Here is a 25,425-nt window from a genome sequence, read left to right as displayed (position 1 = left end):
GTAAACTTAAAAAATAACCTATTCTAAGAAATCCTTAAGACGCTTACTACGGCTTGGATGTCTTAATTTGCGAAGTGCTTTTGCTTCAATTTGACGAATACGCTCTCTCGTTACGCCGAATACTTTCCCAACTTCTTCAAGCGTACGAGTTCGTCCATCATCTAAACCGAAACGAAGACGTAGAACATTTTCTTCACGATCTGTTAGTGTATCTAACACATCTTCTAATTGTTCTTTTAGCAATTCATAGGCTGCATGGTCCGCAGGCGATGTTGCTTCTTGGTCTTCAATAAAGTCACCTAAATGGGAGTCATCTTCTTCACCAATTGGTGTTTCAAGAGAAACTGGCTCCTGTGCAATTTTTAAGATTTCACGTACTTTTTCTGGAGCAAGATCCATTTCCTCACCAATCTCTTCAGGAGATGGTTCGCGACCTAAATCTTGTAATAATTGACGTTGTACACGAATTAACTTATTAATCGTTTCAACCATATGAACTGGAATACGAATTGTTCGCGCTTGGTCTGCAATGGCACGTGTAATAGCTTGGCGAATCCACCAAGTTGCATACGTACTAAATTTGAAACCTTTACGATAATCGAACTTTTCAACAGCTTTAATTAGACCCATATTACCTTCTTGAATTAAGTCTAAGAAAAGCATACCACGGCCTACATAGCGCTTTGCAATACTTACTACAAGACGTAAGTTTGCTTCTGCAAGACGGCGTTTCGCTTCTTCATCGCCTTCTTCAATACGCGTTGCAAGTCGAATTTCTTCTTCTGCAGATAGTAAGTCTACACGACCAATTTCTTTTAAATACATACGAACAGGATCGTTGATTTTAACCCCAGGTGGTACACTTAAATCATTGAGGTCAAACTCTTCTTCTGTTTTTGTAATTTGGCGATTATTAGGGCCTTCTTCGTTGTCATTATCACCAACTAAATCAATGCCTTGTTCACCTAAATATTCATAGTATTCATCCATTTGATCGGATTCAATTTCAAATCCATTCATGCGTTCTGCAATCTCTTCATATGTAAGAACGCCACGTTTTTTTCCGAGCTCAGTGAGTTGTTCTTTCACTTGCTCAAGGGTCATTTCAGTTTCAATTTGTTTAGAACGAGCTGGTTTGTCAGCCATCTGTTCCCCTCCTTACGCGAGATACAAACATTCATTATACTAAAACTTTATCAAAAAAGCTATTTTCTCGCTTTTTGATTTTGTAAATATGCTACATAATATTTAGCAGCCTCTACAGGATCTGTTTTTTCCATTTGTTTCACTTTAAAGATAATTTCCATCTTTTCAAGTTTTTCCTGATGCCGTCTAAGCGTCTCCAAATGGCCTTGCAACACTTCTTCTGTGTATTCTGGATTAATAAATTCATCCGTCGAAATATCAGTGATAATATTTTTCAACTTTTCATCAGAGAGCCAACTTAAAAATGTTCCAACTGAAGGTTCATTTCCCTTTTCATAATATGCGTATAGTTCATATAAAATCCCTTTATGTTCTTCTGTATGAAAATCTTCTATATGGGATTCCATACGAACAGCTACTTCTGCACTTTGCAACATATGGTAAATAATTTCTCTTTCCGCTCTTTCAAAACCTGTTAACTTCGGTTTTGTTTGAACGACTTGAGACGGTTTAGCAACCTGCTTTATTTGTTTTTGCTGTACCTTTTGTTCTTTGCGATATTGGTGCAATTGGTTCAAAAGTGTTTCCATTGAATACGAAAATTCTTGCGATAATGACTTCAAATATGACTCTGCCTGCATCGCATCTTGTAACAACGATAACTCTTTTAAAACACTCTTCACATATTCTTCTTTGCCAGACTCATCTTGCAAATTTTTCCCTAAACGCAAATAATTTATTTTAAAACCAACAAAACTCACACTTGATTTCACAAGATTTTCAAAAGCAGTAGTCCCATATTGTTGCACATATTCATCAGGATCAAGCTTATCTGGCAAGGATGTGACTTTCACTTGGCAACCAACTTTTAGCAATAATTGCCCTGCTTTCATCGTCGCTTCTCGCCCTGCTTTATCACCATCATAGCAAAGAACAACAGTTTCAACGTTACGTCGCAGAAGTTTTGCTTGTTCTTCAGTTAAAGCTGTTCCCATTGTCGCAACAGCTTCTTCCACACCACTTTTTACCGCAGCTAGTACATCGGCATATCCTTCGAAAAGAACCACTTGCCCACGCTTTCTAATAAACGGTCTTGCTTGGTGGAAGTTATACAACAATTTACTTTTGTGAAAAATCGGTGTTTCAGGGCTATTTAAATATTTCGGAGTGTCATCTCCTAACGCCCTTCCACTAAACGCTATCACCTTACCTTGTAACGTATAGATCGGGAACATAACTCTTCCACGGAAGCGATCATAATGACTACCATCCTTCTCACTTCTTATTAGAAGGCCAGCTTGTTCCATACTAGACAGCGATAAACCTCTTTTTTGTAAAATTTTCGTCGCTGCATCCCAAGCAGGTGATGCATAACCAATTTCAAACTTCTCAATCATCTCTTTCGTAATACCACGGTTTAATAAATATGAAAGTGCTTCATTTCCCTCTTCCGTATTTACTAATAAATGATGATAATACTTTTTCAATAATTCATGAGCTTGTTGCATGATGACAGTGTCATCAGATATGTCTTCTTGTTGTCCTTGCCCTGATGTATACTCTGCAACCGCAATTCCATTTCTTTCGCCTAGCTTTTGAACAGCCTCGGTAAAAGCCAGTCCTTCCATTTTCATTAGAAAGGAAAATACATTTCCACCTTCTCCACATCCGAAGCAATGAAAAATTTGCTTATCAGATGAAACAGAGAATGAAGGAGAATTCTCACCATGAAATGGACAAAGGCCGAAATAGTTACGCCCCTGTTTTCTAAGTTGAACGTATTCACCAATGACTTCTACAATATCGGATGATGTCCGAATCTGTTCAACAACTTCTTCGGGAATTCTGTTCCCCATAACTCCATCTCCGTGTCGTATTTTGTATTCGATATAAATTAAAAAATTCCTTTATAATTCGACAATATTTTTCTAAACTTGTTAGAAAGTGTTGCCGATTACATTGTATAAACGATTTTGAACCTTTCCTATAGGTCCTTTATCTGCATAAATCGCATATACATACTTGCTATATAAAATTGTATACATTTGCTCATCTGTTACAAATGTATCTCTTAGAAACAATACATACACACCTTTTTATAAGAAGAGTAGCAAGCCACATATACTGTTTGATCTTGAGATTTGTAACTTTTTCATGTTGATCCATATAACGATCAACTCCATTTTGTTCAGTATCTACAAAGATCCAATTGCCTTGCTATTTCCTTAAAGGATGAGCATATGATGCGACAAACAAAATTCCGACATGAAATTCCGCTCCAACTTGCACAATTTCAGCCTTCACGGGATATACATCTACACCAACTAATATGTTGTTGATGCTTTGCATATTTCTGTATTCTACATCCCTTCTGCGAATCCTTCCATAATGTGCGTTTTCTTGTATAGATTTTGTCGATTTAACGTAATTACATGTCTTTTTCGTAAATCCTATCCCTAGTTTATTCTGAAAAATTAAAGTCTAAACGTAAAATATAGGTTTTTATCACAATTTTTTATTATAATATATTTTCTTCAACTACGCTACATATCCCTTTATTTTTTCATCTTACATTTCAGGATGACAAACTCACACCTTGAATATACTAAAAGACAAAGGAGTATAAGTATAACCATTACACTACAATCTATTACAAAATCCATAGGTATCATATTTCACACGAGCGAAAAAAGCACATTCACCTTTGGTAAATGTGCTAAAACATTTTTTGGTTTTGCACTGCATTCACAATAATATTTGCTGTTTCTTCAATCGCTTTATTCGATACATCGATTACTTGGCAATTTATTTTACTAATTACTTCCTCAAAATGATTAATTTCTTCTTGAATACGATTAATATTTGCATATGTTGCTCCATCACTTAATCCAAGTGATTTTAATCGTTCTTTTCGAATATGATTTAACTTATCTGGCGTAATTTTCAAACCGAAACATTTTTCTTTTGCCACTTGATATAGTTCTTCAGGTGGGTCAACTTCTGGCACGAGTGGTACATTCGCAACTTTCAAGCGTTTGTTATGAGCTAAATATTGGGAAAGTGGTGTTTTTGATGTACGCGAAACACCAATCAACACGATATCCGCTTTTAAAATACCTCGTGCATCTCTGCCGTCATCATACTTCACAGCAAACTCAATCGCTTCAATCTTTTTAAAGTATTCTTCATCTAACCTACGGACAACGCCTGGCTCATATCTCGGCACTTGCCCCGTAATTTCTTCTATTTGATCAATAAGAGGGCCGATAATATCGTATGCCTCTACCCCTTCTTTTGCAGCCTCTGTTACTAAATATTTGCGCATATCAGGCTTAACTAACGTAAAACATATAAGTGCTTGATTACTCTTAGCAATCGAAATCACTTCTTTTAGTGTCCCTGTATCTTCTACATATGGTACACGTCTAATATCAGGAGCAAACGGGAATTGCCCCATTGCTGCTCGAACAACCAAATCAGCCGTTTCCCCTACAGAGTCAGATACGACATATACGATTTTATTATCCATTACATTACCTCACTTTAAACAAATTACACTTATTCGTTATTTACTAAATTTACAAACGCACGTGTAATATTTGTTTTTGTAATTCGCCCAATCACTTCTAAACCTTGTTTCGTATCTTTTACAACTGGCATTGCATCAATCTGTCTTTCTATTAATTCCATCGCAATATCATATAAAGAATCCTCTCTACGACACATCGCAATGTTTGGCATCCTTGTCATGATAATATTAACCGGAAGAGAGGTTAAATCCTGCTTTCCTAAGCTCGCTCTTAATAAATCTTTACGAGACACAACACCAACTAATAGAGTCATCTGATCTACAACGAACAATGTACCAACGTCCTCTAAAAACATCGTACAAATTGCATCGTATACGGAAACATTTTTATCAATTACAACCGGTCTAGATTGATAATCTTGTACTTTAATTTTCTTAACAGCTTCAGATAATAGCTGCCCCCCAGTTTTACCCGTATAAAAATAACCTACGCGTGGACGTGCTTCTAAATAACCAGCCATCGTTAAAATTGCTAAGTCTGGTCTTAGCGTCGCACGTGTTAGACCCAATTGCGCTGCAATTGATTCCCCTGTAATAGGACCGTGATCTTTTACAATCTGAATGATATGTTCTTGCCGTTTATTCAGCTCTATGATAATCACCACCTTTAATGCACAACGAAAAAAGTTATACTATCTCTTAAATATTATATACTAAATATGCTATTCGAAAAAGAAAGTATGTAAAAAGGACCGTATACGGCCCAAAATTATATTTGAAACTTATCAAGTTGTTCTAAAAAACGTCTTGATTTCAAATAAATTCCGCAATATTCATCATAATATGTATTCAATACTAAACGCATTTGTTTTTTTGTGCTATCCTTTACCGATACATTTCCGAGCCTATGTAAATCGAAATGGAAGAAAAGACGTAATAATTTATGAACAGCTTCTCCTACCGGTATACGATACGGGTCTTGCTCCGCATGACGTGAGCACAGAAAACCGCCTTCCCTAACGGAGAAGGCGACAAAGTCTGTTTCTTGATGACAAATCGCACATGTATCAAAGTACGGGCGCATCCCTAATACCGGAAGCATTTTCGTTTGATAAATTAATGATAATACTTCTGGATCAACACCCTCACACATATAATGCAACGTTTGATATAACATTTCAAATAAATACGGATTATGTTTTTTATCTTCTGTTGCTTTATCAGTTAATTCAACAATAAATGATGCATAAGCAGTTAAAAATATATCCTCGCGAATTTCTTTCATAGTTGAAATAATCTCGCCTTGTTGCAATGTTCCAAGCCCAGATCCCATTTGAATAAGAAACTGGCCATGTGTCATTAATTGCGACACAGATGCTAATCGGCTTTTCGGTTTTTTTGCCCCTCTTGCCATTGCACTTACCTTACCAAGTTCTCTTGAGAATATTGTAACAATCTTGTTCGTTTCTCCGTAATCTGTCGTACGGATAACGATGCCCTCAACTTTTTGAAACATGTTCGTCACCATCCAAGGTTTGAACAAAACGGGTCAAGAAATTGGAGAGTCTAGATGCGCTAGCTCCTCTTCATGTTGATCCATCTCATCGTTTACGTCTTTTTCCATTTCTTTCAAAAGCAAGTACGTTTCAATGCTTCCTGTTTTGGAGAAAAACTTCCAGGTAAAATCTAGCATAAGAATCCACCTTTCTCAATAAGCGTAGCCTATAAACCAATTTCCTTTGTTGTTATTAAATTGACCCATTTTGTCCATTTTCATGTGAGAAAAATTTTTCCTAATTTATCAAAGTTCATAAAAACCAATAATCAGTGGATGAACCAACCATCCACTGATTACAGCTTGACTCTATTTTAGTACTCATCCTCGCGGAAACCTAGGTCACGAAGCTGAGACATTTTATTACGCCAATCTTTTTGCACTTTTACCCATACTTCTAAAAATACTTTAGAACCAAGTAGCGCTTCAATATCAAAACGAGCTCGCTTACCAACTTCTTTTAACATTTTCCCTTGTTTTCCGATGATGATTCCTTTTTGTGATGCACGTTCAACAACAATCGTTGCATTTATATAAACTGCCCCGCCCTCACGCTTTTGAATCGCATCGATAACAACAGCCACAGAATGCGGCACTTCTTCACGTGTTAAATGTAGTACTTTCTCACGAATAAGCTCTGCAATAATAAATCTCTCCGGATGATCCGTTACTTGATTATCTGGATAGTATTGTGGTCCTTCTGGTAAATACTTTTTAATTGTTCCAATTAAAGCGTCCACATTATTACCGTCTAACGCAGAAATTGGTACAATCTCTGCAAACTCATGTAGTTTACGATATTGATCAATTAACTCTAGTAATTGCTCTGGATGAAGTTGGTCAATTTTATTAATTACTAAAAATACTGGTTGTTTCGTTTCTTTTAACTTCTCGATGATGAATTCTTCACCACGACCAAAGCCTTCGACAGCATTAACCATAAACAGAATGATATCAACTTCTTTTAATGTCGTTTGCGCCATCTTCACCATGAAGTCGCCTAGTTTATGTTTAGGTTTATGTATTCCTGGTGTATCAATGAAAATAACTTGTGCATCATTTTCTGTATATACACCTTGAATTTTATTACGAGTCGTTTGTGGCTTATCACTCATAATAGCAATTTTCTGGCCGATAATACGATTTAAAAATGTAGATTTCCCAACATTCGGTCTGCCAATAATAGAGACAAAACCTGATTTATAACCTTTTCTATTCATGTAAATCCTCCGCTAAAAATGCTCCTGGTAACAATTCTCCGACTGTCGTCTCTTGAACGTCACCATGTAAATTTGTTAAGTATACTTTCGTATCCTGTTTACATAATTCTACCATAACTTGTCGACATGCTCCACAAGGAGGTACTGGGCGCTTTGTATCTGCTACAACCGCAATGGCTACAAATTCTTTATCTCCTTCAGAAACCGCCTTAAATAAAGCTGTTCTTTCAGCACAATTACATAAGCCATATGATGCATTCTCAACATTACATCCACGATATACTTTTCCATCGCGCGTTAATAGTGCTGCACCTACTTGAAATTTAGAATATGGTACGTACGCTTGTTTACGCGCTTCGATTGCTTCTAGAATTAATTGTTTACTATTCATATTCCCGCATCCTTCCTGTTCACAGCTATGAAGAGGTACACTCTCTCATTAAAGCCCCTTACGGCACTTCCAAAGCTTAATAAAAGCTTCGGAATGCAACTATACCATATACGGTAAAAAGATAATAGCACCAATTATAACAGCTATAATTGCAAACAATAAAACCGCTCCTGCCGCAACATCCTTTGCAATTTTTGCAAATGGATGAATATCGGCAGTCGCTAAATCTACTGTTTTTTCCACAGCCGTATTTACCATTTCTAAACTCATTACACTCCCTATTACAATAAGTAATATCATCCACTCTGTTCTCGTAATATGGAAATAAAAGCCGCAGCATATAACAATGACTGCGGCTAAATAATGGATTTTCATATTTCGCTCATGACGAAAACAAAAGAATATACCAGCTATAGCATATCCAAAACTATCTATAAGTTTTCCTTTTTTCATCGTCCTAATCCAAAAGCTTCTAAAATTTCTTTTTGTCTTCCGAACATTTCTTTTTCATCTTCTTCTGTCATGTGATCATAACCAAGTAAATGTAAAAAGCCATGTAATGCCAAAAATCCAAGTTCACGATCGAAAGAATGTCCGTACTCTTCAGCTTGCTCTTTCGCCCTTGGAATAGAGATAATAAGATCACCTAACATGCGTGGCATCTCTGCACCAACAATCTCCATTTCTCCTTCTCCCATTTCTTCCATCGCAAAGGATATTACATCTGTAGGTTGATCTTTATCTCGGTAATCACGATTAATTTCTCTAATGCGCTCATTATCTACAAATGTCACCGATACCTCCGCACCATCCTCGATATTTTCCATTTGAGCTGCTTTTTCTAACACTTCACGAATTAAACTCATATACGCTTCTTTTACTTCTTCTGTTTCATCAATAAAATCAATTAACAAACTCATTCTTTCTCCTTTTCTTCCGGAAGTTCCGGATATGTAATACGCGAATGGAAAATACCATTTAACGTTTCACACAACGTTTTTCCAACGATTTGTAGTTCCTTAAACGTCAAATCACATTCACTAAATTGACCGTCTTGTAGTCGATCTTTAATAATACTTTGCACCAAATTATTAATTTGTTCTGGCGTTGGGTGATTCATAGAACGTACCGCAGCTTCTACACTATCAGCAATACCAACAATTGCCGATTCTTTCGAAGTTGCTTTTGAACCTGGATAACGGAACATCTCTTCTGTATATTTTTCTTTATCTTCTTTAATAGCTTTATAATAAAAATATTTCAGTAACGTTGTACCGTGATGTTGCCCAGCGATATCAATAATTTCTTGTGGAATATGATATTCTTCGAGCATTCTTACTCCATCCGTTACGTGAGCAATTATAATATCTTTACTCGTTACAGGATCTAATTTATCATGCGGGTTTTCAATTCCCATTTGGTTTTCAATAAAAAATTGCGGTTGTACTGTTTTTCCTACATCATGATAATATGCCCCTACACGCGCTAATACACCATTTGCCCCGACTGCTTCACAAGCAGCCTCAGAAAGATTCGCTACCATTACACTATGATGATATGTCCCTGGCGCTTCTAACAAAATTCTGCGTAAAAGCGGATGATTTGGACTTGATAGTTCCATAAGCTTCATGCTTGATACGATTCCAAGTCCACTTTCTAAATATGGTAAAATCCCCATAGCCAAAACGGATGATATAATCCCTGAAAGTGAAGCCATTAATAATTGCGTACCAATTTCAAGAGGCGAAAAATTCCCATTACGTAATAATAAGAGCGCCGCCAATACGACTACATTTAATACAGAAACGAGTATACCAGCTTGTAAAATCATTGTACGACGATTTTTTTCTCGCAAGAAAATACTAACCGATAATGAACTTAACAATACGTAAATCCCTACACTATAATTTAATGTACTCGTTACTCCTTCATTAAACATAATACTTCCGCATACAGAAAAAATCATACTCGTTAAAAAGACAAATCGATCACCAATCATTAGTTTTACAAGTATTGTTCCCATCGCAACTGGGACAACATATGCAATCCCCGCGTATTCAAGTTTTTGAAACAAACTAATGATTTTCATTAAGACGATTGTGATAGACAAAATTGTAATATACGCTAAAACATACGGTCTATCTTCTCTTTTTCTCTTTAAAAATAATTCAAATTGTTTATGCATAAAGTATAGTAACACACCAATGAGTACCGCTAATCCAACATAAGGTTGAAAGCCGTTCCCTTTTTCTAACAAACCAACTAATTTCAACTGATTATACACATCACTTGAAATTGTTTCACCTTCTCTAACAAGAACTTGTCCTTGAAGAATATAAACAGGTGGAACTAAATCTTCCTCTGCTTTTCTCTTCTCTTTCGTTAAGATCGGGTCATAAAAATAGTTTGCTGAAATTGCATATCTTCCTAGCGCCTTAATTGACTCTTTTAAACCATTATCAACATTAACACTATTCATCTCACTTACATATCGTTCTTTCGCATCTTTCAATTCGTCCATTTTAATATGCTCAGTCATGATACTATTAATCGCTGTGACCGCAGCATCTTTCGCTAATACTAATTGGCTCGAATCTGCATTAATCAAACTTAGTAAGTTTGAATCAGATAATTCTTTCGTTAAGTCAGCGGGTAGTTTCTTTTTTAACTTCTCCACTTTCTCAGCATCAGTCATCTTTTTTTGATCATCCGGTCCAACAGCTTTAATCTCTTGCACCACTTCATCCACTTTAGCAAAGACGTCATTCACAATATCAACTTTGTTTTGTTTATACTCACTTTTATATGTATATTGATCTTCAACTTTTGTAGCGGCTTCTTTTTTCTTTTTATCCGTTGTAACTTTATCTTCAATTTTTATAGGAGAATGGATTGTCTTTTTCGCAATAGAATACATATTAACATCTAATTGCTCTGGTTTTACATTATTCATAAGCGCAAAAAACAGCACTGCTCCTAATACAACGTAAGAAATCCAACTTAGTTTTTTCGAATGTTGTAAATTACGAAACCACTTAGAAATTTCTTGAGATCTTGACATGATTTCAATACCTTCTCCTCTCCAGAAATAAAGTGAAACTATTTATAGCTTTCATTTCTTCTACCAAACGATACTTTGAGGCAACATTTTATACACTAGTACCTATAGTTTATTTTCCTTATCTTTCATGATAGTAAAAAATATGACGTTCGCCAACCTTATCATACAAAAAGAAATGATCCTGACAAATAGGATCATTCCATTTTATCATATGCCTCAATAATACGTTGCACCAATGGATGTCTCACAACGTCCGTTTGTTCTAATGTAATAAATGACAGACCTGATACACCAGATAAAATATTAGCAGCTATAGATAGCCCTGATTTTACCCCTTTTGGCAAGTCTACTTGTGAAGGGTCCCCTGTAATAACCATTTTAGAACTAAAACCTAATCTTGTTAAAAACATTTTTATTTGAGCACCCGTTGTATTTTGAGCCTCATCTAAAATAACAAATGAATCATCAAGCGTACGCCCCCTCATATAAGCAAGCGGCGCGATTTCAATTACTCCTCGCTCCATCATACGCTGCGTATATTCTTGTCCAAGAATATCATGTAAGGCATCATATAATGGGCGTAAGTATGGATCTACCTTCTCTTTCAAATCCCCTGGTAAAAAACCTAAATTTTCTCCAGCTTCTACCGCAGGTCTTGTTAAAATAATTTTCTTTACATACCCTTGTTTTAAAGCCCTCACAGCCATTACTACAGCTAAGTATGTTTTTCCAGTTCCTGCAGGCCCTATCCCAAAGACAATATCATTCTTCTTCATCGCATGAATATATCGTCTTTGCCCCATTGTTTTTACACGAATGGATTTACCTTTTGCAGTCTTGAAAATTTCTTCTTCATATAACTCTTCAAATTGAGCAATTTTCCCTTGTTGTGCAAGCTGAATTGCATACGCAACATCTCTCTCTGAAATTGATATACTTTTACGAATTACAACAAGTAATTGCTGTAAGATTTTTTCTACGAGTGTCACCGTTTCAACTGCCCCAGATACATGAACAGTTTCTCCTCTAGTTACGATCGATACATTCAGTTCTCGTTCAATTACTTTTAAATGTGCATCATTGACTCCAAAAAGAGCGATTGCTTCGTTAGTATTTTCCAATTGTTGGTTCATTTCTACTAATTGTTCTGCCATTACTCAGTCTCCTTGAATATCGGATTCGGATATTGGTTGTGGCTCTGCAATATTTTCAACCACAGTATAATGCAATGTGACCTTTAGTTGACCCGCCTCAACCTCTTTACTCAAAATCTTATCACTTACAATCATAGCATGTTCATCCAATTTTTTCTTTAGTTCTTTTTCGGCCATCTCTTTCGCTACTTTCAGCGCTTGCTTTTCTGTATATTCTCGATTCGCTTCTTCCTCTTCTCTCACAACATCTTTTTCATATGCAATCGGCAGTGTAAAACCAAATAATTTCACATCATGCTTTACACTTTCAGTACGAGAGCGTTTATACTTATCATGCTGAAATCCCCATATTTTTATTTTCGTATCCCCAAATTTAAGAAAATGTTCATTGTATACATTACCAGTATACACTTGGAATTGCGTCTTTAACGGGACATCCACCTTAGATGTATACCACGTTTCTCCATACACAATACCTTTTGCTGAAACAATCGTCGGACTTTCCTCATTACCATATATTCCTGATACGAGAATCTGCCCTTTTTCTACATGATCATTTTTCAGTACAACCGGCTTTCCAACTTCTACGAACGTCTTTGTAATAATCGCTTCTTTTTTTGCTACTAAATTTTGCGGCCTTTGTTCCTTTTCTTTCTTCGGTTCGTTTTTTTCAACAATTTTAAAATGATACGTCGTTCCTCTTACTTCTAGTCCCGCCCAAGTAATGGCATTAATATTATCTGTCAAATGGCGTTGTACATCTTCTACATTCGGCATTTGAAATTGTAGTTTCCCTTTTTTAATACCCATTTTATCCAATTCTTTCATCAATATATATTCCGTTTCAGGTTTTGCTCCTGTAATTTCAATTTTCCAAACCATATTTGACATTGCAATCACACCAAAAAAGAAAATTAAAAAACCAATTAAAAATCCACTATTTTTAATTAAACGCTTATTCCAAAAAGGAAAACCATAACGTCCAATAAAATATAATTTACATTCATTTTTTCTATAAATTGGTTTTATTTTTTTCACATCGCGTAACAACATACAAAAAACTAACGTTTCATCAGCTATCTTTTTAACATCCCAAACTAATAAATTCCTCCGTACACATTCATTAACAAACCGTTCCGCTCCTCTACCTTCAATTCGCACTTTTACATATCCAAGCCACTTTATAAACCATTTATTTTTCATTTACCACCTTCACTACCTTTCTAAAAGTAGATATACTACTTTTTATTTGAAACATTAAAATAGCTCGTACTAAAATGAAACCGAGTAAAACTGTAATCAGTCTCTATCAACGGAACTTTTACAGGATAAAGAAGAAAAACTTCACAAATGGAAGTTTCACTTCAATCACCTTTTTTTTCATTTTCTAAAAATGTTACTTGCTCAATTATCCCTTCGAGCAAAAGCTCTTCTGGAAGAATCGTTTTAATAACAAAGGATTGTCCTTTAATTAATAATTGACCGTGTTTTAAAAGTAATCGCACTTCTTTATCTGAAAACACTAATAACCCCCGATGATTTTCTATATAAATATGTATTTGCCCAACAAGAGTAATCCGAGGTAGATCCATTAATACATCCACTGGTAGGTCTACTTGTTTTGTCAACCAATTTTTCATTTGTTCTAATTTCTTCATCTCGAAAGACCCCCTCTCATCCCATATATATGTATTTCTTCACAAGTGCCTATCGTGTTATAACGACTTCACTAACATAACTATATTCTGTAAGAGTTCATATCATGTTAATTAAAACAGTCGCTATATGAAATCATATTTGTCAGGACAATGATGGATCAGAGGATGTTACCTTTAATAATAGAAGTATTAATACAAGAATATGCGCCCCTACAGGATATCAGTACAAGTTACATTAAGAAATTGAGCCTAGCGAGAAGTTAGAAACTTGAAAAAAACTGTTACAATTCGTTCTGGATGTGACATACTGACCATAGAATAAGTAGTTGTCATTTATTGGACAAATGAGATAAAGTGAAACTTTAATCCCCCCTCACCAATCGGGCTGCCCGTTAATGAGGGATAAAATCAAAAAAAAGAAAATTTCTCCACTCTGAATGTTACGTTGTAAGTAAGAATATTTTATAGATGGTTGTTATATGAATTTCAAAAAATATTAGGGTTCATTAAAAAATGAATTAATAAATGAGGAAATACGAAAGTAAATTGGCTTTAGTCAAGAAATTTCGAATGTTATAAAACAAATTATCGACAGTAATATCCGGCCATTTTATGCAACTGATGCAAAATCTAAAATAGTTAGAATCTCTTTCGTTACCTTTGAGGATTATGCTGAAGAGCAAGCTATAAAACTTCAATCTGATTTTCAGAAGGTTCGGTACTTAGCTTTTATTTGCGAAAAAAGTTTTAGTCAAGGAAGTAAGAATAGGTGTAGAATCGGAATTATACAAGGAAATAATAAATTGAAACTTTAACTAGAGGGGTTTCTATCACTTATAGAAACCCTTTTTAAGCAATATAGCGTTTCTCCTTAATAAGAACAATAAAAAAACGTCTCATACGAAATGAGACGTTTTTTTACGCTAATAGCTGGATAACCAGCTTATTCACAAGTGATCCGTCTGTTTTACCTTTTACTTTCGGCATAACAGCAGTCATCACCTTACCCATATCTGCTTTAGAAGTCGCACCAACTTCAGAAATAACTTGCTTGATTACATCAACTAGTTCTTCTTCAGTTAATTGCTCTGGCAAATATGCGCTTAAAATCTGAATTTCACTTTGCAGTTTATTAACAAGGTCTTCACGACCAGCTTTTTTAAATTCAAGGAGGGAGTCCTTATACTGTTTTACTTCACGAGCTAAAACTGTTATTTCCTCTTCTTCAGTAAGAGTATGTTGCAGTTTAATACCTTCATTTTGTAAAGCAGCCTTAACCATACGAATAACGGTTAATTTTTCTTTTTGTTTATTCTTCATCGCTTGTTTCATATCATCGTTTAAACGACCGAGAAGACTCATAACTTACACCCTCTCTTAGAATTTACGCTTTCTTGCCGCTTCAGATTTCTTCTTACGTTTTACACTTGGTTTTTCATAAAACTCGCGCTTTCTTGCTTCAGCAAGTGTACCAGTTTTAGAAACCGATCTTTTAAAACGGCGAAGTGCATCCTCCAAAGACTCGTTTTTACGAACGACTGTTTTTGACATTCTCTTTCCCTCCCTCCGAAACATCACACTTACATACTAACTTCAGCATGCAAAAAGAAACACTTCTTCAGCATGTCTTTTACGATTATAATACATTTTATCACTTCAGGTCAACTATTTGGCAGAATAAAAGAAGAATAGAAGCATTTCCTTTTCAAAAGTTATGCAAATAGCTAGTATCCTTTACTGATGAAGACAACTATATTTTTATCATTTCATCTTTTTTCATACAGGGATGCATGAAACGCCTCCCCACCTTATAGTACTTAACCGCTTCAAATAAAGAAAGCATGCAAACCGTTTCCGGTTGCACGCTCTTTTTATGCGCTAGCTGATTCTTTTTTTACATCATCTTCAAGAACACGAACAAATTGCGCTTCGTTATATGGATAACCAGCTTTCGTAATTTTCACTTTCACTAGCTTACCAATTAATTCTTCTGATCCTTCAAATACAATTTTCAAGTAGTTATCTGTATATCCTACATATAACCCTTCACGGTCGCCGTCTTTAAATTGCTCTTCTGGAATGATTTCAAGCACTTCACCTTCAAACGCTGATGCATATTCTTTCGCTAATTGATTAGATAGCTCAATTAAACGATGAACACGATCATTCTTCACATCTTCAGGAACTTGATCTTCCATGCGTGCTGCAGGTGTTCCTGTACGTTTTGAGTAAGGGAACACATGTAACTCAGAGAAGCGGTTCTCTTTAATGAAATTGTATGTTTCCATGAATTCTTCTTCTGTTTCACCTGGGAAACCAACGATTACGTCAGATGTAATCGCAAGGCCTGGTAACGCTTCTTTCAAACGATCTAAACGCTCTTGGAAGAACTCCATCGTATATTTACGACGCATACGTTTTAATACAGTATTAGAACCAGATTGCAACGGAATATGCAAGTGGCGTACAACTACTTCAGATTTATCTAACACTTCAATTACTTCATCTGAAATTTGACTCGCTTCAATAGAAGAAATACGAAGACGTTTTAATCCGCCTACTTCCGCTTCCATATCACGAAGTAATCCAGCTAAGTTATAATCTTTTATGTCTTCGCCGTATCCACCTGTATGAATACCCGTTAATACGATTTCTTTATAGCCTGCATCCACTAATTGTTGTGCTTGTTTAATAACTTCTTTTCCATCACGAGAACGCATTAAACCACGCGCCCAAGGAATGATACAGAATGTACAGAAGTTATTGCAACCCTCTTGTATTTTTAAAGACGCACGTGTACGATCCGTGAAATAAGGTACATCAAGTTCTTCATACACACGTGTTTTCATAATATTACGGACAGCATTAATTGGTTGACGCTCTTTACGGAATTCTTCGATGTAACCTAACATCTTTTCACGATCCTGTGTACCAACTACAATATCTACACCCGGAATCGCCATAATTTCAGCTGGAGATGTTTGTGCATAACATCCCGTTACGCAAATAACTGCATCTGGATTTTGACGCACAGCACGTCTGATTACTTGACGGCTTTTTTTGTCCCCAGTATTTGTTACTGTACATGTGTTAATAACATATACATCAGCTTTCTTTTCATATTCTGTTCTTTCATAACCACCTTGTTTAAACAATTGCCAAATGGCTTCTGTTTCATAGTGGTTTACTTTACAACCTAACGTATGGAACGCAACAGTTGACATTGATCATCACCCCATCAATTCAAAATGATACGAAGCAGCACTTAACGCGTATAACGGCGCCGTTTCTGTTCTTAAAATTCTTGGTCCTAAACTACATGGTACAAATTTATGTTCACGAAGCGCTGTAATCTCTTCCTCAGCTAAACCGCCTTCTGGGCCAAATACAATCAATAGCTTTTGACCTGGTTTCATTGTCGTTAAAGCTTTCGCAAAATTAGATTTCTCACCTTGTTTTGCTTCCTCTTCGTAAGCAACAAGACAAACATCATACTCACCACTCATTGAAAGCAATTGCTTAAATGATGCCGGAGCATGTACTTCTGGAATTTCACTTCTATGTGATTGTTCCGCAGCTTCTTTCACAATTTTTCTTAAACGCTCAACTTTTTTATCAGCTTTTTTCGCATCCCATTTTACGATAGAGCGAGATGCTTGAAATGGTAAGAATGCAGCTGCCCCAAGCTCAGTTCCTTTTTGAAAAATTAACTCTAGCTTGTCTCCTTTTGGCAGTCCACTTGCAATCGTCACGAAAACAGGAAGTTCACTTGACGCCTCTACCCATTCTACAATAGCCGTATTAATAAATTCACTGGTAATTTCATCAATTGAACATACTGCTGTTTTTCCGTTTACACAGCAATAAATATGATCACCAGCTGACATACGCATCACTCTTGCGATATGATGTACGTCATCACCTACAATGCGAATACTTGTCTCATTTACATATTTCTCTTCTACAAAATAACGTTGCATATAATCACCTTAGTAGAGTTTCGTTCCTTTCGTAAGTCAACACTTACGAAAAGAACGAAACGTTATCATTTTTCATATAACAAACGGCAAGTCTCTCACCTTATAGTGAGAGACTCCCCTTTTCATTATAGACTAAAATCTATATTACGCATTTCGTGCAATAATTGCTACCCAATCTTCCATTCGTAACACTTCTTCAATTGTAAATCCAGCTTGTTCTAACGCCTCAGAAATTACTTTTTCCTTCGCAGCAATAATGCCCGATGTAATAAATAATCCACCTGACTTCACAACTCTTGCTGCATCTTCAGGGAATAATAGAATAATTTCTGCTAATAAGTTAGCTACGATTAAATCAACAGGACCTTCAATGCCTTCTAAAAGACTATTTTGTCCAACAGACACGATATCATCTGTTTTATTTAAACGTACATTCATTTCTGCACTTTCAACCGCAACCGGATCTAAATCATATGCTTGAACAGAAGACGCACCTAATTTTGCAGCCGCAATACTAAGTACACCAGAACCTGTTCCTACATCAATAATAGTGTCACCTGGCTGTACTGTTTTTTCTAAAGCACGGATACACATCGTTGTTGTTGGATGAGTTCCTGTACCAAACGCCATACCCGGGTCTAATTCAATGATTTTTTCATCAGGAGAAGATGGTGTATATTCTTCCCAAGTCGGTACGATTGTGAATGTATCAGAAATTTGTACTGGATGGTAATATTTTTTCCAAGCAGTAGCCCAATCTTCTTCATTGACTTCGTTAACGGTAATATTTCCAGTACCAATTTCGATGTCGTAAGATGGAAGCACATCAATAGATGATTTTACACCTGCAATCGTTTCATGTAAAGAATCCGTTTGCGGGAAATACGCTTTTATTAATACACCTTCCGCCGGATATTCATCTGGGTTCAATGCATAAATTTCACCATATTGTTGCTCGCGCTCTTTCGTTAACTCCGCTGGATCCTCAATCGCAACTCCACTAGCACCAGCTTCATGTAAAATATGAGAGACAGCTTCTACTGCTTCTTCTGTTGTATGAATACTAATTTCTGACCATTTCACAATTTACCAACTCCATTTTTTATTTCCATTATTCCCCTTTGAAAGCACGTTTAAGCTTTCCGAATAAACTATCATCCTGCTCTTCTTGTCCTGCAAATTCACGTAATAAATCTTTTTGCTGCGAAGTCAATTTCGTCGGTACAACAACACGAACGACTACATATTGATCTCCTTGGCCGTATCCACGTACGTTCGGAGCACCTTTTCCTTTTAAGCGGAATTCTGTTCCAGTTTGTGTTCCTGCTGGAATTTTCAGCTTCACTTTACCATGAACAGTAGGAACTTCCACTTCATCACCAAGCGCCATTTGCGCAAATGTTAATGGCATTTCGCAAATAATGTGATCTCCTTCACGCTCGAAGAATTCATGATTTCTTACATGAACGACAACATATAAGTCTCCTGCTGGTCCGCCATTTACGCCGGCTTCACCTTTTCCAGACACACGAATTTGTTGACCATTATCGATACCCGCTGGAATTTTAACATTGATTTTTTTACGTTTACGAACTTTACCTGAACCGTGACATGTCGTACATTTTTCTTTAATAATTTGTCCAGTTCCTGAACAATGACCACAAGCTTGACGATTTACGATACGACCAAACGGTGTGTTTTGTTCTACACTCACTTGACCAGAGCCTGAACAATGTTTACATGTTTCTTTTGAAGTTCCTGGTTTTGCTCCACTACCTTTACAAGTATCACATGGATCTTCTACTGGAATTTCCACATTTAATTCCTTACCAAAAATAGCTTCTTCAAAATCTAAAGTGACTTGATATTGTAAGTCAGCACCTTGGCGCGGAGCATTTGGATCACGACGTCTGCCGCCGCCACCGCCAAAGAAAGAACTAAATATATCTTCAAAACCGAAGCCACCGCCGAAGTCTCCTCCGCCGCCAAATCCACCGAATCCTTGATTTGCACCAGCATGGCCAAATTGATCGTACTGTGCACGCTTTTGATCATCACTTAACACTTCGTATGCTTCTTGTACTTCTTTAAACTTTTCAATTGCATTTTCTTCTTTGCTTACGTCTGGATGGTATTTTTTAGCCAAACGACGATACGCTTTTTTAATTTCATCTGTTGAAGCGCCCTTGCTAAGTCCAAGGACCTCATAATAGTCTCGTTTACTCATAAATTTACAACCCCCGAATCTTTCACATAAACGTAATTTTAACACCGAAAGAAAGTGCTTTGCAACAAAGTTTCCTCACTTACAGTATGCAAAGCGAAAAACTTAAGATCCTCACACATCGCTTCTCATTCGTGAAAAAAGCCAAAGTCAAGGCACGCTTGACTTTGACTTTTTGTCATCTTACTTATTATGTTTACAATTGAATTACTTGTCTTCTTTTACTTCTTCAAACTCAGCGTCAACTACATTGTCTTTCTTTGCGCCAGCATCTTGTGCACCTTGCGCACCTTCTGCTTGACCAGCAGCTGCTTGAGCCTGCTCGTATAATTTAACAGTTAATTGTTGTACGATTTCTTGTAAAGCATCTTTTTTCGCACGAATTTCTTCAAGCTCGTTTTTCTCAATTGCAGCTTGTAATGCTTCTTTCGCTTCTGTTGCTTTTGCAACTTCAGCTGCATCTACTTTACCTTCTAAATCTTTTACAACTTTGTCTGTTTGGAATACAAGTTGGTCAGCTTCGTTACGAAGTTCAACTTCTTCCTTACGTTTTTGGTCAGCGTCAGCATTTGCTTCCGCTTCTTGTACCATACGTTCTACTTCTTCATCAGAAAGACCTGAAGAAGATTGGATTGTAATAGCTTGCTCTTTGCTTGTTCCTAAGTCTTTCGCACGTACGTTAACGATACCGTTCGCATCAATATCGAATGTTACTTCGATTTGTGGAATACCACGTGGTGCTGGTGGAAGGTCAGTTAATTGGAAACGACCTAACGTTTTGTTGTCAGCCGACATTGGACGCTCACCTTGTAATACGTGAATGTCTACTGCTGGTTGATTATCAGCAGCTGTCGAGAATACTTGTGACTTACTTGTTGGAATTGTAGTGTTACGCTCGATTAATTTCGTGAACACGCCACCCATAGTTTCAATACCTAAAGAAAGTGGAGTTACGTCTAATAATAGAACGCCTTCTACATCACCAGTAAGTACGCCACCTTGAACTGCAGCACCTAATGCTACAACTTCATCAGGGTTTACACCTTTATATGGCTCTTTACCAGTTTCACGTTTAATAGCTTCTTGTACAGCTGGGATACGAGTAGATCCACCAACAAGAATAACTTTATCTAATTCGCTTGGAGCAAAACCAGCGTCTTTTAATGCACGACGAGTTGGCTCTAATGTTCTTTCAACAAGACCTGCTGAAAGCTCTTCGAATTTCGCTCTTGTTAACGTTAATTCTAAGTGTAATGGACCAGCAGCTCCAGCACTAATGAATGGTAATGAAATTTGAGTTTGTGTTACACCAGAAAGATCTTTTTTCGCTTTTTCAGCTGCATCTTTCAAGCGTTGAAGCGCCATTTTATCTTGGCTTAAATCAATGTTATTTTCTTTTTTGAACTCAGCTACTAAGTGATCGATGATAACTTGGTCAAAGTCATCGCCACCAAGACGGTTGTCACCAGCAGTTGAAATAACTTCGAATGTGCCGTCTGCTAACTCAAGGATAGATACGTCAAATGTACCGCCACCTAAGTCATATACTAAGATTTTTTGTTCTTCGTCTTGTTTTTCTAAACCGTAAGCAAGTGCTGCTGCTGTTGGCTCGTTAATGATACGCTCAACTTCTAAACCAGCAATACGACCAGCATCTTTCGTTGCTTGACGCTCTGCATCGTTGAAGTATGCAGGTACTGTAATAACAGCTTTCGTTACTGTTTCACCTAAGTATGCTTCAGCAGAAGCTTTTAAGTTTTGTAAAATGATTGCAGAAATTTCTTGAGGTGTATAATCTTTACCTTCAACTTCTACTTTGTAGTCTGTACCCATATGACGTTTAACAGACATGATTGTATTTGGGTTTGTAATTGCTTGGCGCTTTGCAACTTCCCCAACTTGACGTTCTTCATTTTTGAAAGCTACAACAGAAGGTGTTGTACGGTTTCCTTCTGGATTTGGGATAACCTTTGGTTCTCCACCTTCCATAACAGCTACACAAGAGTTTGTTGTACCTAAGTCAATACCGATAATTTTACTCATGGCGAATCCTCCTAGTTTTATGTAAATTATTGATTTACTTTTACCATTGATGGGCGAATCACACGGTCTTTTAGTTTATAACCTTTTTGGAATTCTTCCACAACCGCGTTTGATTCAAATTCACTATCTTCCACTTGCATAATAGCTTGGTGTTCATTAGGATCAAACTGTTTACCAACAGCTTCAATCACTTCCACACCTTCTTTAGTCAGCGCTTCTAACAATTGACGATGCACCATTTCCATACCTTGTAACAAGGATTTCGTTTGCTCATCAGTCGCTTCCACTTGCATTGCTCTTTCAAAATTATCAAGAGCTGGCAAGATGTCTGAAACTAGACTTTGTGCTCTATATTTTTCAGCAGCCTGTTTATCCATTTGGACACGGCGCTTATAATTTTCAAAATCAGCTTGTAGACGTAATGTGCGACCTTCCGTTTCCGTTAGTTTCGCTTGTAGCTCATCTACTTTTTCTTGTAAAAGAGCAGCCTCACTTTTTTCTTCTACAGTTTCTTCACTGTTTTCTGGCGTGACAGCTTCTTCAACTTGCGCTTCTTTTACTTCTTCTACCACTTGTTCGTTACGCTCTTCCACAATATTCACCTCCTTAAAAGGTATTAGGTATCATGCATAGCATGATTACCTAAGCATTATATATTACACACAGCAATGAAAATTTCATCACTTGAGCGAATGTATTACTCTCATTTACTTTTTAAGTCCATCAGTAAATTGTCTCGTAAATAACTGTAACAAACTAATTACACGAGAATATTGCATTCTCGTAGGACCTAAAATAGCAATTGTTCCAAGTTGCTCTTCGCCGATTGAATATGTTGCAGAAATTAAACTACAATCCTCCATAGCCGTCGAAGAGTTTTCCCTACCAATTTTCACTTGAATCCCGACTTGTTTATGACGCAAAATGTCATAAAATTCGGCTTCATTATCAATCATGGTAAGTAAAGATCTAACCTTTTGAATGTCATGGAACTCTGGCTGCGAAAGCATATTTGCTTTTCCTCCAAAGTATATCTTTTCCGATAACGGAACTTGAAATGTACCATCCAACATTTTTATTGCACTATCGTAATTATGAACATACCCACGTAAAACTGTAACAATCTCCTTAAAGATTTTATTATGAAGTTCTTCCATCGGTACGCCAGATAGCTTTTCATTTAAAATATTAACCATTTTTTCTAAATCTGATAAATCAACAGATTCCGGAACGGTAATCGTTTTACTTTGTACATGCCCTGTATCGGTTACAATAATAGCGACAGCAGTTTGACGATCAAGCGGCACAATTTGTACATTTTTAAGTTTATTTGTACTTAACTTCGGTCCAAGAACAATGGCCGTATAATTCGTAAGTTCTGATAAAATTTGAGCAGATTGTTGTGCAATTTTTTCCGCTTCAAAAATTCTTTCAGCAAATAAATCTTTAATTTGTACAATTTCAGCGTTCGGTAAGTTTTGCGGTGCTAAAAGATGGTCTACATAAAATCGGTAGCCTTTCTCAGAAGGAACACGTCCAGAAGAACTGTGCGTTTTTTCAATAAAACCTAATTCTTCTAAGTCCGCCATTTCATTTCGAATAGTAGCTGAACTAAATGTAATTTCATCTTTTTTAGCCAACGTTCTAGACCCAACGGGCTGCGCTGATCCAATAAAGTCATCAATAATTGTTTGTAAAATTAAGAGCTGACGTTCCGTAAGCATCTCATCATCACCTCTGTTAGCACTCTTTGTCTTTGAGTGCTAAATCTATTAATAACTTACCAAAATTGACATTCAATTGTCAACGGAAACGTCACGAAATAATGAAACTTTTTCACGCCTATGGAACATTTAATTAGTCAATCAAAAATGATTGGAATACTTCATTCCCTAATAATTTTCCTTTTCGCGTTAAACGCACATGTCCATCTTCCTCTTCAAGCAATCCCTGCTCTTGGTTGCTTTGTAACTGCTTCGCGAAAACTTGATCCATCTCTACATTAAATTTATTGCGGAACGCCGTTTTAGAAACACCTTTTGTTTTTCGAAGCCCTAAGAACAGCTCTTCTTCCATTCTTTCTTTCTCCGTCACTTTGTGAACATCTAAATACGGAAATCCTGTTTCATCAATTTTATTAAAATATTGCTTCAGCGGACCTACATTTTGAATACGTTCCCCGTTCACATAACTATGAGCTCCAGCTCCAAATCCATAATACTCTTCATTATTCCAGTATGTGAGATTATGTCTACTTTTATTGTCACCTTTTGAGAAATTACTAATTTCATACTGGTTATAACCGTGTTTCTCCATTTCATCCATTACTATTTCATACATTTTCGCTTCATGGTCTTCACCCGGAAGACGCAATTTCCCTTTGTTCATTAAGTTATAAAACACTGTTTTAGGTTCCACAATTAATGAATATGCAGAGAAATGTTGTACACCAAGCGTAAAAGCAATATCTAATGTTTCTTTTACATCTTCTATCGTCTGTCCTGGCAAAGCATAAATAATATCTACATTAATATTTTTAAATCCTACTTCCTGTGCTTCTCGAATCGCGAGGAATGCATCTTCCCTCGTATGCTTGCGCCCGATTTTCTCAAGCAGTTCATCACGGAACGTTTGCACACCAAAACTAATTCGATTCACTCCACCTTCTAGCAGTACATTCAACTTCTCTTTCGGCAGATCTCCTGGATTCGCTTCAAATGTTAATTCACAATTTGGGGCGAACGGACGCAAATGACGATTAATAATCTCGAGTAATTTTTTTGTCTGTTCCATATTTAACGCTGTCGGAGTTCCCCCGCCCACAAAAATCGTTTTTATACTATCAAACGGAACTTTTTGAACCGTATTTATTATTTCCTTCTCTAAATAATCTAAATATTGATCAACCGGTTGGCGTTCAATAAACACTTTATTAAAATCACAATAGTGACAAATGTGCTGACAAAACGGAATATGAATATATGCAGCTTGTACCAAATATAACTCCTACCTTTCTAAAAAGAAAACCTCCGCACTCCGGAGGGTTCTCTACTTCTCTAACGTATTACGAATTTGTTCCATTCGCATTTTTCCCCAATCATACATCATTTCAACGATCGGTAAAAGTGACATGCCTAGTTCCGTCATATAATACTCAACGCGAGGAGGAATTTCGGGATATACTGTCCGATCAACAATTCCATCTTCCATTAACTCTTTTAATTGGTTCGACAAAACTTTATGAGAAATGCTTGGGAATAACCGTTGTAATTCACTGAAACGATGTGGTCCTTCCACACCAAGATGCCACAGTATCACAACTTTCCACTTTCCACTAATAATAGAAAGCGTCAATTCCTTTTCACAATTAAAATTACCATTTTGTATTTTATCTTGAATATCTTTTCGAATATTTTCGGACATTAACAATCTCCTAACTCTATATGAACTAAAAAGCTCTCTCA

At 36.5% G+C, this 25,425-nt stretch carries 26 protein-coding genes; all 26 read right to left on the bottom strand.

Annotated features, from left to right (window positions below; all coding sequences use genetic code 11):
- Window positions 1–18: 18 nt before the first annotated feature.
- Window positions 19–1,146 carry an RNA polymerase sigma factor RpoD gene (rpoD, locus tag B9A45_RS07865; RefSeq protein WP_000764066.1) on the bottom strand — a complete coding sequence of 376 codons (1,128 nt, stop codon included), beginning with the start codon at window positions 1,144–1,146 and terminating at the stop codon, window positions 19–21.
- 59 nt (window positions 1,147–1,205) lie between these two features.
- Window positions 1,206–3,002, bottom strand: coding sequence for a DNA primase (dnaG, locus tag B9A45_RS07860; protein ID WP_000528221.1), 1,797 nt, complete (start codon window positions 3,000–3,002; stop codon window positions 1,206–1,208).
- An 81-nt stretch (window positions 3,003–3,083) separates the two neighbouring features.
- Window positions 3,084–3,227 (bottom strand): hypothetical protein, encoded by a 144-nt coding sequence (locus tag B9A45_RS32130; RefSeq protein ID WP_000479733.1) that lies wholly within the window; start codon window positions 3,225–3,227, stop codon window positions 3,084–3,086.
- Between the two features lie 635 nt (window positions 3,228–3,862).
- Window positions 3,863–4,675 carry a pyruvate, water dikinase regulatory protein gene (locus B9A45_RS07845; RefSeq protein ID WP_000368937.1) on the bottom strand — a complete coding sequence of 271 codons (813 nt, stop codon included), beginning with the start codon at window positions 4,673–4,675 and terminating at the stop codon, window positions 3,863–3,865.
- A 29-nt stretch (window positions 4,676–4,704) separates the two neighbouring features.
- Complete coding sequence (locus tag B9A45_RS07840; RefSeq protein WP_000583756.1) at window positions 4,705–5,337, bottom strand: helix-turn-helix transcriptional regulator; 633 nt, start codon at window positions 5,335–5,337, stop codon at window positions 4,705–4,707.
- 107 nt (window positions 5,338–5,444) lie between these two features.
- Window positions 5,445–6,191: a DNA repair protein RecO gene (gene recO, locus B9A45_RS07835; RefSeq protein ID WP_000487013.1), complete on the bottom strand. Its 747-nt coding sequence runs from the start codon at window positions 6,189–6,191 to the stop codon at window positions 5,445–5,447.
- A 33-nt stretch (window positions 6,192–6,224) separates the two neighbouring features.
- Complete coding sequence (locus tag B9A45_RS07830; protein WP_000883924.1) at window positions 6,225–6,368, bottom strand: YqzL family protein; 144 nt, start codon at window positions 6,366–6,368, stop codon at window positions 6,225–6,227.
- Window positions 6,369–6,544: 176 nt separating this feature from the next.
- Window positions 6,545–7,450, bottom strand: a complete 906-nt coding sequence (gene era, locus B9A45_RS07825) for a GTPase Era (protein WP_084063972.1) — start codon at window positions 7,448–7,450, stop codon at window positions 6,545–6,547.
- Window positions 7,443–7,841, bottom strand: coding sequence for a cytidine deaminase (locus tag B9A45_RS07820; RefSeq protein WP_001086282.1), 399 nt, complete (start codon window positions 7,839–7,841; stop codon window positions 7,443–7,445). Before B9A45_RS07820 ends, era begins: the two co-directional genes overlap by 8 nt.
- 99 nt (window positions 7,842–7,940) lie before the next feature.
- Window positions 7,941–8,294 carry a diacylglycerol kinase family protein gene (locus tag B9A45_RS07815; protein ID WP_000715469.1) on the bottom strand — a complete coding sequence of 118 codons (354 nt, stop codon included), beginning with the start codon at window positions 8,292–8,294 and terminating at the stop codon, window positions 7,941–7,943.
- Complete coding sequence (gene ybeY / locus B9A45_RS07810; protein WP_000054679.1) at window positions 8,291–8,761, bottom strand: rRNA maturation RNase YbeY; 471 nt, start codon at window positions 8,759–8,761, stop codon at window positions 8,291–8,293. Before ybeY ends, B9A45_RS07815 begins: the two co-directional genes overlap by 4 nt.
- The gene (locus tag B9A45_RS07805; protein ID WP_000091514.1) at window positions 8,758–10,902 is read right to left on the bottom strand and encodes an HD family phosphohydrolase; all 2,145 of its coding nucleotides are present in this window, start codon (window positions 10,900–10,902) and stop codon (window positions 8,758–8,760) included. The genes ybeY and B9A45_RS07805 overlap by 4 nt, the downstream gene beginning before the upstream one ends.
- 194 nt (window positions 10,903–11,096) lie before the next feature.
- Window positions 11,097–12,056: a PhoH family protein gene (locus tag B9A45_RS07800; RefSeq protein WP_000840520.1), complete on the bottom strand. Its 960-nt coding sequence runs from the start codon at window positions 12,054–12,056 to the stop codon at window positions 11,097–11,099.
- A 3-nt stretch (window positions 12,057–12,059) separates the two neighbouring features.
- Window positions 12,060–13,259: a sporulation protein YqfD gene (gene yqfD / locus B9A45_RS07795; RefSeq protein ID WP_000792499.1), complete on the bottom strand. Its 1,200-nt coding sequence runs from the start codon at window positions 13,257–13,259 to the stop codon at window positions 12,060–12,062.
- A gap of 161 nt (window positions 13,260–13,420) precedes the next feature.
- Window positions 13,421–13,714 carry a sporulation protein YqfC gene (yqfC, locus tag B9A45_RS07790; RefSeq protein ID WP_000732269.1) on the bottom strand — a complete coding sequence of 98 codons (294 nt, stop codon included), beginning with the start codon at window positions 13,712–13,714 and terminating at the stop codon, window positions 13,421–13,423.
- Window positions 13,715–14,632: 918 nt separating this feature from the next.
- Window positions 14,633–15,076, bottom strand: a complete 444-nt coding sequence (locus B9A45_RS07780) for a GatB/YqeY domain-containing protein (protein WP_000054562.1) — start codon at window positions 15,074–15,076, stop codon at window positions 14,633–14,635.
- Window positions 15,077–15,091: 15 nt separating this feature from the next.
- Window positions 15,092–15,265: a 30S ribosomal protein S21 gene (rpsU, locus tag B9A45_RS07775; RefSeq protein ID WP_000048061.1), complete on the bottom strand. Its 174-nt coding sequence runs from the start codon at window positions 15,263–15,265 to the stop codon at window positions 15,092–15,094.
- A gap of 320 nt (window positions 15,266–15,585) precedes the next feature.
- A complete protein-coding gene (mtaB, locus tag B9A45_RS07765; protein WP_000108679.1) occupies window positions 15,586–16,938 on the bottom strand; it encodes a tRNA (N(6)-L-threonylcarbamoyladenosine(37)-C(2))-methylthiotransferase MtaB in 1,353 nt (450 codons plus the stop codon).
- 6 nt (window positions 16,939–16,944) lie between these two features.
- Entirely contained in the window at window positions 16,945–17,694 is a 750-nt protein-coding gene (locus tag B9A45_RS07760) for a 16S rRNA (uracil(1498)-N(3))-methyltransferase (protein WP_001190159.1), read from the bottom strand.
- Between the two features lie 144 nt (window positions 17,695–17,838).
- Window positions 17,839–18,777 (bottom strand): 50S ribosomal protein L11 methyltransferase, encoded by a 939-nt coding sequence (prmA, locus tag B9A45_RS07755; protein ID WP_000872103.1) that lies wholly within the window; start codon window positions 18,775–18,777, stop codon window positions 17,839–17,841.
- 28 nt (window positions 18,778–18,805) lie between these two features.
- On the bottom strand, window positions 18,806–19,921 hold the full coding sequence (gene dnaJ / locus B9A45_RS07750; RefSeq protein ID WP_000043947.1) for a chaperone protein DnaJ: 1,116 nt from the start codon (window positions 19,919–19,921) through the stop codon (window positions 18,806–18,808).
- 204 nt (window positions 19,922–20,125) lie between these two features.
- Window positions 20,126–21,961 (bottom strand): chaperone protein DnaK, encoded by a 1,836-nt coding sequence (gene dnaK / locus B9A45_RS07745; RefSeq protein ID WP_000034700.1) that lies wholly within the window; start codon window positions 21,959–21,961, stop codon window positions 20,126–20,128.
- Window positions 21,962–21,987: 26 nt separating this feature from the next.
- Window positions 21,988–22,554 (bottom strand): nucleotide exchange factor GrpE, encoded by a 567-nt coding sequence (gene grpE / locus B9A45_RS07740; RefSeq protein ID WP_000392711.1) that lies wholly within the window; start codon window positions 22,552–22,554, stop codon window positions 21,988–21,990.
- A 114-nt stretch (window positions 22,555–22,668) separates the two neighbouring features.
- Entirely contained in the window at window positions 22,669–23,685 is a 1,017-nt protein-coding gene (gene hrcA / locus B9A45_RS07735) for a heat-inducible transcriptional repressor HrcA (RefSeq protein ID WP_000954941.1), read from the bottom strand.
- 133 nt (window positions 23,686–23,818) lie between these two features.
- A complete protein-coding gene (hemW, locus tag B9A45_RS07730) occupies window positions 23,819–24,958 on the bottom strand; it encodes a radical SAM family heme chaperone HemW (RefSeq protein WP_000249427.1) in 1,140 nt (379 codons plus the stop codon).
- Between the two features lie 51 nt (window positions 24,959–25,009).
- Entirely contained in the window at window positions 25,010–25,384 is a 375-nt protein-coding gene (locus tag B9A45_RS07725; protein ID WP_001293539.1) for a winged helix-turn-helix transcriptional regulator, read from the bottom strand.
- Window positions 25,385–25,425 lie beyond the last annotated feature (41 nt).

It is taken from the genome of Bacillus sp. JKS001846, from assembly GCF_900176455.1.
Lineage (GTDB): Bacteria > Bacillota > Bacilli > Bacillales > Bacillaceae_G > Bacillus_A > Bacillus_A cereus.
The sequence above is the reverse complement of the archived record's forward strand: the minus strand, read 5'-3'. Positions and strand labels throughout refer to the sequence as shown.